General features: G+C 68.8%; 12 protein-coding genes. 9 read left to right on the top strand and 3 right to left on the bottom strand.

All coding sequences use genetic code 11. The features are described 5' to 3' along the window. Positions 1–111: 111 nt before the first annotated feature. The 4 genes from P3H15_RS02375 to P3H15_RS02360 all read left to right on the top strand — a co-directional run bounded on the left by P3H15_RS02375 (position 112) and on the right by P3H15_RS02360 (position 3,389). A complete protein-coding gene (locus tag P3H15_RS02375; protein ID WP_276135961.1) occupies positions 112–759 on the top strand; it encodes a transcriptional regulator in 648 nt (215 codons plus the stop codon). Between the two features lie 34 nt (positions 760–793). After that, a complete protein-coding gene (locus tag P3H15_RS02370; RefSeq protein ID WP_276135793.1) occupies positions 794–1,627 on the top strand; it encodes a hypothetical protein in 834 nt (277 codons plus the stop codon). A 159-nt stretch (positions 1,628–1,786) separates the two neighbouring features. Beyond that, the gene (locus P3H15_RS02365) at positions 1,787–2,365 is read left to right on the top strand and encodes a sigma-70 family RNA polymerase sigma factor (RefSeq protein WP_276135792.1); all 579 of its coding nucleotides are present in this window, start codon (positions 1,787–1,789) and stop codon (positions 2,363–2,365) included. Beyond that, positions 2,349–3,389: an anti-sigma-D factor RsdA gene (locus P3H15_RS02360; RefSeq protein WP_276135791.1), complete on the top strand. Its 1,041-nt coding sequence runs from the start codon at positions 2,349–2,351 to the stop codon at positions 3,387–3,389. The genes P3H15_RS02365 and P3H15_RS02360 overlap by 17 nt, the downstream gene beginning before the upstream one ends. A 100-nt stretch (positions 3,390–3,489) precedes the next feature. On the opposite strand, the gene P3H15_RS02355 is transcribed toward P3H15_RS02360, so the two are convergent. Next, positions 3,490–3,894 carry a DUF5319 domain-containing protein gene (locus tag P3H15_RS02355; protein ID WP_005239778.1) on the bottom strand — a complete coding sequence of 135 codons (405 nt, stop codon included), beginning with the start codon at positions 3,892–3,894 and terminating at the stop codon, positions 3,490–3,492. A gap of 242 nt (positions 3,895–4,136) precedes the next feature. Between P3H15_RS02355 and guaB the strand changes: the two genes are divergently transcribed. The 4 genes from guaB to guaA all read left to right on the top strand — a co-directional run bounded on the left by guaB (position 4,137) and on the right by guaA (position 10,422). After that, positions 4,137–5,660 carry an IMP dehydrogenase gene (guaB, locus tag P3H15_RS02350; protein WP_005239781.1) on the top strand — a complete coding sequence of 508 codons (1,524 nt, stop codon included), beginning with the start codon at positions 4,137–4,139 and terminating at the stop codon, positions 5,658–5,660. A gap of 33 nt (positions 5,661–5,693) precedes the next feature. Beyond that, a complete protein-coding gene (locus P3H15_RS02345; protein WP_072945780.1) occupies positions 5,694–6,833 on the top strand; it encodes a GuaB3 family IMP dehydrogenase-related protein in 1,140 nt (379 codons plus the stop codon). Between the two features lie 210 nt (positions 6,834–7,043). Next, on the top strand, positions 7,044–8,786 hold the full coding sequence (locus P3H15_RS02340) for a GMC oxidoreductase (protein WP_276135790.1): 1,743 nt from the start codon (positions 7,044–7,046) through the stop codon (positions 8,784–8,786). Between the two features lie 64 nt (positions 8,787–8,850). Next, entirely contained in the window at positions 8,851–10,422 is a 1,572-nt protein-coding gene (guaA, locus tag P3H15_RS02335; protein ID WP_276135788.1) for a glutamine-hydrolyzing GMP synthase, read from the top strand. Between the two features lie 60 nt (positions 10,423–10,482). Here guaA and P3H15_RS02330 read toward each other — a convergent pair whose 3' ends face one another. Both P3H15_RS02330 and P3H15_RS02325 read right to left on the bottom strand, forming a co-directional pair. After that, positions 10,483–10,710, bottom strand: a complete 228-nt coding sequence (locus P3H15_RS02330; RefSeq protein WP_276135787.1) for a hypothetical protein — start codon at positions 10,708–10,710, stop codon at positions 10,483–10,485. Beyond that, on the bottom strand, positions 10,703–12,169 hold the full coding sequence (locus P3H15_RS02325; RefSeq protein ID WP_276135786.1) for a PspC domain-containing protein: 1,467 nt from the start codon (positions 12,167–12,169) through the stop codon (positions 10,703–10,705). Before P3H15_RS02325 ends, P3H15_RS02330 begins: the two co-directional genes overlap by 8 nt. 68 nt (positions 12,170–12,237) lie before the next feature. On the opposite strand from P3H15_RS02325, the gene P3H15_RS02320 reads away from it, so the two are divergent. Beyond that, on the top strand, positions 12,238–13,614 hold the full coding sequence (locus tag P3H15_RS02320; protein ID WP_276135785.1) for an ATP-binding protein: 1,377 nt from the start codon (positions 12,238–12,240) through the stop codon (positions 13,612–13,614). Positions 13,615–13,851 lie beyond the last annotated feature (237 nt).

Raw genomic sequence — 13,851 nt, 5'->3', positions numbered from 1 at the left:
TATGCGATTAACGCAATGGCTACATATTCGTCAGAAAGCGGCCGCCGGACGGGCGGCGAAAATCTGGATGACAACTCGGTGAACGGGACGAAAACAGGCTCGTCGAACCTTTTGTCGTCCTTTTCCGGCCTCGCCGACGCGGAGGCCGCCGTCCGCAGTTTGTCGGGTGCGTTGCTGGCGCGAGACGTCGTGACCATCCGCCGGATCGTCGTGCGGGCGGTCGCGGAGCGAGGATTCAGCTCCATGTGGACGACGGTGGTCGCTCCGGTGCTCGAGTGGGCGGACGAGGGCAGGAACTCCGACGCCGCCGCTGTGAGCGTCCGTGTCTTCGCCGAATGTGTCGCGGGGATTCTGTCCACGATGACCCTGGATGCGCCGATCGGCGGCGGTGGCCGGGTCCTGCTCGTGCAGGTGCCCGCGGACATGCCGGACGCGGTGCCCGCGGACCCGTGCGGTCTCGAATTCCGGGCCCTGGGCGCCGCCCTGGCCACCGCGTCGGTGGACACGCGGATCGCGCTGCCACTGTGCCGGTCGGCGTTGCTCGCCGCCGTGACCAACGCCGAACCGGACGTGATCGTCCTCTGGTTGCCCGCCGCCGGATGCGACGTAGCCTCCCTGCTGCGGGCGATCCGCCGCAGGCGCACCGGGCTGACGGTGCTGGCGGGCGGTCCCGGCTGCCGGACGCAGTCGCTACCGCGGACGATCACGGTGCTGGGAGCGCTGGATGCGGCCGTGGGCGCCGTCGTTGCGGTCACCTGACCGGTGCGAGGGCGGGCGATGCGATGATCTCGGCGTGCCCGACTCCTCTCTCCGTTCCGCAGTCACGAATCCGCTGATCCGCGCGGCGTTCGGCGCCGATCCGGCCGTGAGCCCCCTGCCGGAGTCGGACGTTCCCGTCGAACGCTGGATGCGGGCGGTGGCCTGGGGTGCCCGCGGGTACTACAGCCTATCCCGCGCCGAACTGGACGCCCTGACGCGCGGCGGGGTTGCCGAACCCGCGGTCGTCTCGCTCGCCTGGAGCACGCAGGCGTCGTTGCTGAGACAGCTCGGCTGGCACGCCGTGGCGTCCGGATTCGACGGCCGGGCCCTGGCCGTCGTCGGGACTGGTCCCGGAGCGTCGGACGGTGTTCTCGCCGTGGAGGCGCGGTGCGACGCACTGACTGGACTCGCCGCCGACGCGCTCGGGTGCGGCCGGCTCGCACTGGGCAGGCGGCTGCTCGATCGGTGCGCCGAGCACCTGGACGTGGACGCCCACGGCGAATTGTGGCGGCAGCACGTCCGGAAGCACTGGGTGAGCGCGGAGTTGTTCCTCGCGGACGGGGACTTCACCGCGGCGCGCCGCCACGCCGAGGCCGCGGCAGAAATTTCGGAGGCCGCCGGATCGGTGCGGCACCACGTCAAATCGGACCTGCTGCGGAGTGCGTCGATGACGGGGGAGTCCGATTCCGGTCCGGCAGCGGGGCTCGCCGCGGATGTGCTCGACCGCTGCGATCGGTACGGCCTGATACCCCTGAAGTGGGCGGCTGCGATGTTGCTGAGCGGTGTGACGTCCGACTCACGTGCGGAGGCGGTGTCCGAGGAGTGCGAAGCGCTCATCAGGGCGCGAGGTGGGCGCTTCCGAATCTGACTCCGCTGTTCGGGCCCGTGGGCCCGGGTCGTTCACGAATCGGTGCGAATCCGGGCGAATACCGTTCGGTCCGCACCGTTACTCTTGGAGTGTTCCGCTGAGAGCGGGAGCACACCCATCGGGGGAGGTGCCACTGTAACGCCAGGATATTCAGCAACGATGACTAACACGAGCGAGGAGTTGGACTCCGCCGTCGCCGCTGCAACGCAGGGTGACCGGGCCGCTTTAGCTCTGGTCCTGGAACACATTCGGCCCTTGGTTGTGCGTTACTGCAGAGCCAGGGTCGGTGCTGCGGAGAGGGGACAACTCTCTGCGGACGACGTGGCACAAGAAGTGTGCCTCGCCGTGATGACGGCCCTACCTCGCTACGAGGATCAGGGCCGGCCGTTCATGGCATTCGTCTACGGGATCGCCGCGCACAAGGTCGCCGACGCGCATCGGAACTCCGCACGTAACAAGTCGGAGCCCGTCGCCGAAGTACCTGATGTCGTAGCCAACGATGACGGACCCGAACAGCGGGCGCTGGACTCGGAAGCGAGCAGGCAGATGAACGAACTGCTGAGCACGCTGCCGGAGAAGCACCGGGAGATCTTGATCCTCCGGCTCGTGGTCGGTATGTCAGCCGAGGAGACGGCCGCGGCCGTGGGTAGTACCGCGGGAGCTGTCCGCGTGGCTCAACACCGAGCCATCGCGAAACTGAAGAAAGAAGTGACGAGGGCAGGTGAGAGGTTTGGCTAGGGGCATCAAGCGCAACGGCAATCCCGATGCCGATCTCCCAGGAGACGACGCACCGGTGGATGTCGCGGCTGTGCGCCGCGACGATGCACTGATCGACGCGATCGCCGGCGGCGGTCCCGTCGCAACGGATTCGCCGGAGCAATACGAGCTCGCGCTTCTGCTGACCAATTGGCGTGCCGACATCGTGTCGACGCCGATGCCGACCGGGCCGCTGCTCGACGACGTGATCGCGGCGATCGACGCCTCGGACAACGCCCGTTCCGCACGCAGCGCCGCCCGCGGCAAGCTCCGGCTGTTGCGACCCATCGCAGGCGCTGCCGCCGCGATCGCGGTCGTCATGGGCGGCGCCACCATCTTCTCGTACAACGCCGAACCCGGCGATCCGCTGTGGAGCGTCAAGTCGGTCGTGTTCAGCCAGCAGGCCGATTCGACCGTCGCGCAGATCGACACCACGTCCCAGCTGCAGGAGGCCGAACGGCTGATCGCCACGGGCGACGCGGAGTCGGCGAAGAACCTGCTCGAGAGCGCCGCCGACCGTGCCGGCGGGGTACGCGACGCCGACATGCGCAACGAACTCGACGCGTGGCGGGCGAAGCTGGCCGCGGAGGTCGAGAAGATCGCCCCGACCACGCCGCCGGCGACGACGGTGCCGGGAACCACCACCACCGGCGCGCCGACGCAGGCCACCGAGTTGCCGGCCACCGTGCCGGGGACATCCGGTTCCACGACGGTGCCGGGAGTCGGGCAGTTGCCGGGACCCCTGCCCACGGATCTGCAGATTCCGGGACTGCCGCCCATTCCGCTGCCGCAGCTGCCCACCTTGCCGCCGCCGCCGCAGCTTCCGCTTCCGCCTGAGACGATGCCGTCCACCAGCCCGGATCCGACAATCATGCAGTTGCCGATACTGCCGCCGGACAATCCGACCACGCAGCCGCCCACTCAGCAGCAGCCGTCTCAGCAGCCCTCGACGGTGCCGCTGCCCACCACGACGACCCCCGTCCCGGTGCTGCCGCCCACCAGCTAGCGGTTCGGCGGCCGACCCGCACAGACGACTGTGGCCCGACACTTCGCGTGTCGGGCCACAGTCGTCTGTCGGTGCAGGGTGTGGATCGGGTTGTGCCGGATCAGGCGTCGAAGCCGTCTCCGTGCAGAGCGTCGTTCATCGAGGCGTCCGCGTAGCCGCGGCAATAGTCCCATGTGACGTATGCCTCGGGTGTCGGGTCGTAGGCGGGCTCGTGCGGGCGCACGGTGCCGTCGACCAGGAGCTGGAGGAGGTTGGCACGCAGCATGTCCCAATCGTGGTAGTGATCTTGCTGGCAGTCTTCGCAGCAGACGACGAGACCGCGGATCCCACGATGCGCCAGAAGCGCCTCGTACACGGCGAGGTCGGCCAGGTCTTCCTCCACGGCGAGACGCTCGTGGGGGTCGAGTGGCTGGCCCGGTTCGATCGCATCGAGAGCTGCGGACGGGTCGGCGGGGTCGCCGGCGAAGGGGTCCGGGGGCAGACCTGGAGGCAGTTGATCGCGCACAGCACCACGGTACGCAGGTCAGCCCGGTCTGCGCCAGCCGTTCGGCGTACGCCCAGCGTGGGTGGGCTCCGTGGCGATCACGTCGAGCCGATATCATGGTGTGCGGAGCTGGGAATATCGATCGTCGCTCCGGCCTTTTCCCTGTATCCGTGTTCGCGCAAGTTTCACCAGATCGAAGATCTGAATGTCCGCAGACGGCGCCACCGGCGCTGCACCTATGTTCCATGGAGGGCCCGAACCGCATGACAAGTTCAGCAGGGCATGTACACACCGGCGGTGACGACCCGAACAAGGTCGCGATGCTGGGTCTCACGTACGACGACGTCCTGCTCTTGCCGGCGGCGTCGAATGTCATCCCCGGCCAGGTCGACACGTCCAGCCAGCTGACCAGGGACATCCGGCTGCGGGTGCCGCTCGTCAGCTCCGCGATGGACACCGTCACCGAGGCGCGGATGGCCATCGCCATGGCCCGGGCAGGCGGCATGGGCGTGCTGCACCGCAACCTGTCCGTCGAGGCGCAGGCCGGGCAGGTGGAGACGGTCAAGCGGTCCGAGGCCGGAATGGTCACCGACCCCGTCACCTGCAAGCCGTCCGACACCCTCGCCGAGGTCGACGCCAAGTGCGCCCGGTTCCGGATCTCCGGACTCCCGGTCACCGACGCGGCCGGACAGCTCGTCGGCATCATCACCAACCGCGACATGCGTTTCGAGGTGGACCAGAACCGCGCCGTGTCCGAGGTCATGACGAAGGCGCCGCTGATCACAGCCCAGGAGGGTGTCACCGCCGAGGTGGCGCTGGGACTGCTGCGCCGCCACAAGATCGAGAAGCTGCCGATCGTGGACGGTCAGGGCAAGCTCACCGGGCTCATCACGGTCAAGGACTTCGTGAAGACCGAGCAGCACCCGGACGCCACCAAGGACCGCGACGGCCGGCTCCTGGTCGGTGCCGCAGTGGGTGTGGGCGACGAGGCGTGGAGCCGCGCAATGGCTCTCACCGACGCCGGGGTAGACGTCCTCGTCGTCGACAGCGCTCACGGTCATTCGGCCGGTGTGCTGGATATGATCTCCAAGCTCAAGGCCGAGGTCGACGAGCGCGTGCAGATCATCGGCGGCAACGTGGCCACCCGCAGTGGTGCGGCCGCCCTCATCGAGGCCGGTGTGGACGCGGTCAAGGTCGGTGTCGGCCCCGGCTCCATCTGCACCACCCGCGTCATCGCCGGTGTCGGCGCCCCGCAGATCACCGCGATCCTCGAAGCGGTCGCCGCGGCCAAGCCGCACGGTGTGCCGGTGATCGCCGACGGTGGGCTGCAGTTCTCCGGCGACATCGCGAAGGCCCTCGCGGCAGGCGCGTCGACGGCGATGCTCGGTTCGCTGCTCGCAGGCACCGCGGAGTCGCCCGGTGAGCTGATCCTGGTGAACGGCAAGCAGTACAAGAGCTACCGCGGCATGGGGTCGCTCGGTGCGATGCAGAGCCGTGGGGCCGCCAAGTCGTATTCGAAGGACCGCTACTTCCAGGACGACGTGCTGTCCGAGGACAAGCTGGTCCCGGAGGGTATCGAGGGCCGGGTCGCGTTCCGTGGTCCGCTGTCCCAGGTCACACATCAGCTCACCGGTGGTCTGCGGGCCGCCATGGGCTACACGGGGGCGTCGTCGATCGAGGAACTGCAGAACGCGCAGTTCGTACAGATCACCGCTGCGGGTCTGAAGGAGAGCCACCCGCACGACATCACGATGACGGTCGAAGCTCCCAACTACACCGCTCGCTAGCAACCAGTCACGATTAACGAGAAAGGGGCGCGCGTGCGCGACCTCGTTGAGATCGGCATGGGCCGAACAGCCCGACGAACCTATGAGCTGGACGACATCGACATCGTCCCCTCCCGCCGGACCCGCTCCTCCAAGGAGGTGTCGACGTCCTGGCAGCTCGACGCGTACCGGTTCGACATCCCGGTGCTGGCGCATCCGACCGACGCGCTCGTGTCGCCGTCGTTCGCGATCGAACTCGGCAAGCGCGGTGGCCTCGGGGTCATCAACGGTGAGGGTCTGTGGGGCCGGCACGCGGACGTCGAGGCCAAGCTCGCCGAACTCGTCGCGCTGGCGGAGTCGGACGTCGACGTCGAGGCGCCGATCAAGAAGCTGCAGGAACTGCACGCGGCACCGTTGCAGCCGGGGCTCCTGGCCGCTGCGGTGGCGCAGGTCCGCGACGCGGGTGTCACGACCGCCGTGCGGGTGAGTCCGCAGAACGCGCGGGCGCTGACCCCGCAACTGCTGGAGGCGGGTATCGACCTGCTGGTCGTGCACGGCACGATCATCTCCGCCGAGCACGTCGCCCACGGCGACAGCGAACCGCTGAACCTGAAGACGTTCATCTCCGAACTGGACGTTCCGGTCGTGGCCGGTGGGGTGAGCGATCACCGCACCGCTCTGCACCTGATGCGCACGGGCGCGGCCGGGGTGATCGTCGGGTACGGCTCCACCGAGGGCGCCACGACCACCGGTGAGGTGCTCGGCATCGGTCTCCCGATGGCGACGGCCATCGCGGACGCCGCGGCCGCCCGCCGCGACTACCTCGACGAGACGGGTGGACGCTACGTCCACGTCATCGCGGACGGCGACATCACGTCTTCTGGCGACCTCGCGAAGGCGATCGCCTGTGGCGCGGACGCCGCGGTCCTGGGCGCACCGCTGGCCGTTGCCGCGGAGGCTCCCGGCGGCGGCTGGTACTGGCCGTCGGCCGCCGCGCACCCGTCGGTGCCCCGCGGCACGATGCTGCCGGTCTCGTTCGGTGACCGGCCGTCGCTGGACCGGGTCCTCACCGGCCCGTCGGACGACCCGTTCGGTTCCCTGAACCTGGTCGGTGGACTTCGCCGCTCGATGGCGAAGGCGGGGTACTCCGATCTGAAGGAATTCCAGAAAGTAGGCCTGACGGTCCGCGCCTGAGGCGTTCGTCCGTCACTGCTTCTCTCGTCGCCCGATGCCGCATCGGTGCAGTTCAACTGCGCCGGTGCGACATCGGGCGACGTGCGTGTGCGGGTATCGCGACCGTTCCTGATACCTCTCGTTACAGTTAAGGTGACCCTTGTGGCAGCTGTCACAACTGCCGGGTGCATACTGGCGAGTAATAAACTCAGGTTCGTTGGAGGTCGAGTGATGAGCAAGCAGCGCACAACGGATTACGACGTCCTCATCGTCGGTTCCGGATTCGGTGGCAGTGTCACCGCGCTCCGGTTGGTCGAGAAGGGGTACAAGGTCGGCATCCTCGAGGCGGGCCGTCGCTACGCCGACGCGGACTTCGCGAAGACCAGCTGGGATCTCAAGAAATTCCTCTGGGCGCCCGCCCTCGGGTTCTTCGGCATCCAGCGCGTCCACCTGCTCCGCGACTGCCTCATCCTCGCCGGCGCCGGCGTCGGCGGCGGGTCGCTCAATTACGCGAACACCCTCTACAAGCCGCCTGCCTCCTTCTTCCAGGACAGGCAGTGGTCGCACATCACCGACTGGCACGACGAGCTCACGCCGTTCTACGAGCAGGCCCGCAAGATGCTCGGCGTCGTCCAGAATCCGCACATGACCCCCGCGGACGAGATCATCAAGTCGGTCGCCGAGGACATGGGCGTGGGCGACACGTTCATCCAGACCCCGGTCGGCGTGTTCTTCGGCGAAGCGGGCAAGACCGTGCCCGACCCGTACTTCGGCGGCGTCGGCCCCGACCGCACCGGATGCATCGAATGCGGCGAGTGCATGACCGGATGCCGGCACGGAGCCAAGAACACCCTGCTCAAGAACTACCTGGGCCTCGCGGAGAAGGCCGGCGCCGAGATCGTCCCGATGACGACGGTCAGCGGACTGCGTGAGGCGTCCGACGGCACCTGGGACGTGTTCACCCGGCGCAGCGGGCCGCGGAAGAACCGGAACCGCAAGACGTACACCGCGGCGAACGTCGTCCTCGCCGCCGGCACGTGGGGCACTCAGCATCTGCTGTTCGACCAGAAGGAGTCGGGCGCGCTGCCCAAGATCTCCGACCGGCTGGGTGTGCTCACGCGCACCAACTCGGAGTCGATCCTCGGCGCCGCCAAGAACAAGGTGGACCCCGCGCTCGAGCTCACGAAGGGTGTCGCGATCACGTCGTCGTTCCACCCGACGCCCGACACTCACGTGGAGCCGGTGCGGTACGGCAAGGGGTCGAACTCGATGGCGATGCTGCAGACGCTGCTGACCGACGGCGGCGGCAGGCGGTGGATGACGTTCCTCAGGGAACTCGCGAAGGATCCGACGGCGCTGAAGGTCCTCACCCCGTACAAGTGGAGTGAGCGCACCATCATCGCGCTGGTGATGCAGAACCTCGACAACTCCATCACCACGTACACGAAGAAGGGACTGTTCGGCCGGCGCAAGGTCACCAGCAAGCAGGGCCACGGTCAGCCGAACCCCAGCTGGATCCCGGCGGGCAACGAGGCGACCCGGCGGATCGCGGAGAAGATCGACGGTCGCGCAGGCGGCACCTGGGGCGATGTGTTCAACATCCCGCTCACCGCGCACTTCCTCGGCGGCTGCACGATCGCGTCGGAACCGTCGAACGGCGTCATCGACCCGTACCACCGGGTGTGGGGTTACCCGACGCTGAGCGTGGTCGACGGTTCGGCCGTGTCCGCGAACCTGGGCGTCAACCCGTCGCTGACGATCTCGGCGCAGGCCGAGCGTGCGGCGTCCCTGTGGCCGAACAAGGGTGACGTGGATCTGCGTCCGGCGCAGGGGGAGGGATACCGGCGCCTGAACCCGGTCGCGCCGATCAAGCCGGTCGTCCCGGAAGGCGCGCCCGCCGCGCTGGTGCTGCCGATCGTCGAGATCCGAAACGGCTCGGTGCTGCCCGACACCCGGAAGCACGGTGTTGCATAGCGCCGGCGAGGGCCGGGTCGTGGGGTCGCGCAGACCACAGAGCTGCGCCGATTAGACTGAACCGGTGGCAGATATCGAGCAACAGAGACCGGTCCTCGTCGTCGACTTCGGCGCGCAGTACGCGCAGCTGATCGCCCGGCGGGTGCGTGAGGCCAAGGTCTATTCCGAGGTGGTCCCGCACACCGCGACCGTCGAGGAGATCGCGGCCAAGAATCCGCTCGCCGTGGTGCTGTCCGGCGGGCCGTCGAGCGTCTACGCCGACGGGGCGCCGCAGCTCGATCCGGCCCTGTTCGATCTGGACGTCCCGGTGTTCGGCATCTGCTACGGATTCCAGGCCATGGCCGGTGCACTGGGCGGGACGGTCGCCCACACCGGCACCCGTGAGTACGGCCGCACCGACCTGAAGGTGCAGGGCGGTCTGCTGCACGAGGGACTGCCGTCGAAGCAGCCCGTGTGGATGAGCCACGGCGACGCGGTCACCGAGGCCCCCGAAGGCTTCGAGGTGACGGCCACGAGCGAGGGCGCACCCGTCGCCGCATTCGAGGACCGGGCCCGCAGGCTCGCCGGTGTGCAGTACCACCCGGAGGTTCTGCACTCGCCGCACGGCCAGCAGGTACTCAGCCGGTTCCTCCACGAGATCGCCGGCATTCCCCCCGCCTGGACCGCCGCGAACATCGCCGACGCCCTCGTCGAGCAGGTCCGCGAGCAGGTCGGCGACGGCAAGGCGATCTGCGGACTCTCGGGCGGTGTGGACTCCGCTGTCGCGGCGGCGCTCGTGCAGCGCGCGATCGGCGACAACCTGACGTGCGTGTTCGTCGACCACGGCCTGATGCGGGCCGGGGAGCGTGCGCAGGTCGAGCAGGATTTCGTCGCCGCCACCGGCGCCCGGCTCATCACGGTCGACGCCGCCGACACCTTCATCGGTGAACTGGCCGGGGTGTCCGACCCGGAGACCAAGCGCAAGATCATCGGCCGCGAGTTCATCCGCAGCTTCGAGGGTGCCGTCAGCGACGTGCTCGGAGAGAATGCCGCGCACGGCGACACGGTCGAATTTCTCGTGCAGGGCACGCTGTACCCCGACGTCGTGGAATCCGGTGGCGGCACCGGCACGGCCAACATCAAGAGCCACCACAACGTCGGCGGCCTGCCCGAAGATCTGCAGTTCACTCTCGTGGAACCGCTGCGCCTGCTGTTCAAGGACGAGGTCCGCGCGGTGGGGCGCGAGCTGGGTCTGCCCGAGGAGATCGTGGGACGCCAGCCGTTCCCCGGCCCCGGGCTCGGCATCCGCATCATCGGCGAGGTCACCCAGGAGCGGCTCGACCTGCTGCGTCACGCGGATTCCATTGCGCGCGAAGAGCTGACGGCCGCCGGGCTCGACGGCCAGATCTGGCAGTGCCCGGTGGTGCTGCTCGCCGACGTCCGCAGCGTCGGAGTGCAGGGCGACGGACGCACCTACGGGCACCCGATCGTGCTCCGCCCCGTGTCCAGCGAGGACGCGATGACCGCGGACTGGACGCGACTGCCCTACGACGTTCTCGAGCGGATCTCCACCCGGATCACCAACGAGGTTCACGACGTCAACCGGGTCGTGCTGGACATCACGAGCAAGCCGCCGGGCACCATCGAGTGGGAGTGACGCACTGTGCGCGGTGAGCGAGTCGCCTGACTCGCTCACCGCGCACGTGCGCGTCAGCGCCTATCGTCGCCGGTTGGGTGCGAACACGAGAACCACGCCGACCAGCACCGCGACCACCACGAACAGCCAGCGGAATTCGACGTCCGCGAGCGGCTCCAGCGAGAACGGCCCGGCGAGCGCCCATCCACTCACCAGCAGGGCTGCCACCCCCGCGAGGAGCAGGAGCGGTGACGGGCGCTTGCGCGTCCGGGTCTGCTCGCCGTCCTGAGTGTCGTCGACGTCATCCACGGCGCACCTCCATACTTCCGAACCGGACATCTGCATTGAGGGTCAGGACGTGACCGTCCGTTCCGTCGGCACCGCCGTCGAGACCGTCGGGGAGACACTGTGCGTCGCCGAACTGTGCGGTGCAGTGCTTCTCGACGTTCATGCCGGGCGGCAGGAGCACCACGAACTCACCGAACTGACCGCTCACGTCGACCGTCTTGTCGTCGGTGAGCGTGACGTTCCGGAGGTCGAGCGTGAAGCTGCCGAACCCACCGGAGTAGGCGGGTTCGATGTCGGCGGCCGTCAGAGGCACCCAGGTCCGGTCGCCCATGTTCTCGCTGTTCAGGTCGAGTGACCCGACGAGCGAGGCGAGGATCACGAAACCGATCAGCGGGCCTGCGACGACGAGAAGCCCGTAGCCCTTGCGCAGGAAGCCGCCGATCAGCAGCCCCACTCCGATGACGGCGAGCGCGACCGCGCCGATGCGACCGGGGTTCAGCCAGTCGGATCCGGTGGCGACCGCCAGCGCCGTCGCTGCGGCGGCTGCGAGGATGGCCAGTCCGATCACCATGGTGGTCAGGCGGGAATGCGTGCGCTCCGGTTGTACTGCGGGAGTGGTGGTTCTGGCCGGCTCGGGCAGGTCCCATGCGAACGGGGCGACACCGAGCGGGTCCCATGCCGGTGGTCGCGGTTCGAGCGGCGCGAACGGCGCCGACGGTTGGTCGACCCGCGGACCGGCGGTCGGGGATTTCTCGAACGACACCGGATCGGTCTGGGCGGCAGCGGTTTCGGGCTTCAGTGCCTCGGTGGGGGCCTCGCCGGTCGCGTCCGCCGGCTGCCCGGTGGTGGGAGGCGTGCTCGGCGTGTAGGAGTCGGGAAGCTTCGTGTACGGACCGTACGCACCCGAACCGTACGTGCCCGGGCCGAACGGGTTGGCGCCGAACTGTCCGGGCGAGAAACTCGTCCCGGGATAGCCGGTGCCGACACCGGGGGTGACGGCTCCGACGGGCGACGGCGGGGGGATCGGCTGCCGCTGGTACAGCAGCCACAGGCCGCCGAGCATCAGCGCCATGCTGATCAGCCCGGAGCCGCCGAGGCCGACGCCGAAGGGGCCGACGGTGCTCACCGCGATCGCCAGTGCGACGAGAAGGACGACGGTCTTGGTGCCCGAGTCGGAGCTGTGACCGCGTCCCATCAACGACTCCGCGGGGGAGGCCGGGTCGCCCGACTTCGTGAGGGTGAGCCAGCACGCCAGGTAGAGGAGCACACCGGCGCCGCCGAAAATGGTGGAGACGACGAACGCGACTCGTATCAGTACGGGATCGACGCCGTAGCGGTAGCCGATTCCCGCACAGACACCGGCGACGTGGCCACGGCCGGGCAACCGCACCGGTCGGGTCCGCCACAGATCCTGTATCTGCTCTTGGAAGCTCCCATTGCTCATACGACCATCGTTCCGGTCGCCGCAGCGCGCGTACATCGGGAAGTACCCTGATCTTTCCGGTCGGGGTGGGCCGGAACGCGGCCCCAGGTCAGGGTTGGACCCTGATGCCGCGGCCCGGGGATCGTGCCAGTATCGAAGGTGTGCAACCTGTGAACACGTCCGCGGGCGGCGACCGGTACGCGGGCGCCGTCACCGCGCCGGTACCGCCCGGCGGTCTCCCCATGCCGCGGCTCGAACGCCGGACCGGTGGCCGCATCGTCGGCGGCGTCGCAGGTGGTATCGCCGATCAGCTCGATATCGACGTGATGAAGGTGCGGGTCGCGTTCGCCTGTCTCGCCGCGCTCGCCGGCGCGGGCATCGTCGGCTACGGGCTGTTGTGGATCTTCACGGCCGCGGGTTCGGACACGGAGAAGCCCAGTGCGTCCGAGCGGCGCAGAGCGTACGGGCTGATCGCGATCGGTCTGGCCGGTGCGTCCGCGTTGTCGTGGTTGTTCAGCGGCCGGGTCGGTTCGGTGATCGCACCGATCATCGTGGTGGCGGTCGGCGCGGCCCTGGTGTGGCGCGAATTCGATTCGGAGGGGCCGCGCACCGTCATCGGGCTGCCGCAGCGCCCCACCGTCCTCACCTGGGCGCGGGTCCTCGGTGGCGTGACGCTCATCGTGTCCGGTCTCGGCGTGGTGATCCTCGCGCAGGTCGACTTCGCCGCGCTGCGTTCGTCGTTGCTGGCCGTCGTGGTCACCTTGGTCGGCGCCGGACTGCTGACCGTGCCCCTGTGGTTGCGGCTGTGGCGGGCACTGGGAGCAGAGCGCGCCGCGAGGATCCGCAACGACGAGCGTGAGGAGATTGCGTCACACCTGCACGACTCCGTCCTGCAGACCCTGGCGCTGATCCAGAAACAGGCCGACCATCCCCAGGAGGTCGCGCGGCTCGCGCGGGGGCAGGAACGGGAACTGCGCAAGTGGTTGTTCGGTGGAGGAGACACCGACCATTCGAGCCTGGCGGAGGCGTTGCGCATCATCGCGGGTGAGGTGGAGGACCATCACGGCGTCACCGTGCGGCCGGTGACGGTCGGCGACGTGGCCCTCGACGTCGATGGCACCGGCGAGGGACTGTCGAAGGAGAGTTTCACGGCGGTGCTCGGCGCGACGCGGGAGGCTCTGGTCAACGCGGCCAAGCATTCCGGGGAGACCGACATCAACCTGTTCGCCGAGTCCGAGCGCGAGCAGGTCAGTGTGTTCGTCCGGGACCGCGGCGTCGGATTCGACGTCGACGAGGTGTCGCCGGACCGTCAGGGGCTGGCGAAGTCGATTCGCGGACGGATCGAACGGCGAGGCGGGCACGTCGACGTGCGGTCCACGCCCGGCAAGGGCACCGAGGTGCGAATCCACATGCCGCGGAACGGCCGGACGCGCGCGGGAGCGGGGGCCGCCGAGAGCACGGACACCGGCGTCGAGGACGTGCCGTTCAGTCAGGGCGCGTGAGCACCGCTTTCGTCGTGTCGGTTCCCCTCGTGCGCGGCGCCTGCTCGCTGCTGTCCTCGTGAGGGGGTAGTGTTCGCCCGCCACGCGACTGTGGGGGTCGTGCGGTCACACCGTGCTGCGCGGGGTGCGACGCGAGACGTCAAGGGGGATTCATTCCGAAGTATCTTTGCCATCGTCGAATCGGATATCGCCACGGACGGCGACGACGGGATGCCGGCAGTGGTGCGGCGATCTGGT

This window comes from Rhodococcus sp. T2V, from assembly GCF_029269925.1.
GTDB classification, from domain to species: domain Bacteria; phylum Actinomycetota; class Actinomycetes; order Mycobacteriales; family Mycobacteriaceae; genus Rhodococcus_F; species Rhodococcus_F koreensis.
Note: the sequence above shows the minus strand (reverse complement) of the source record. Positions and strands in the feature narration are given on the sequence as shown.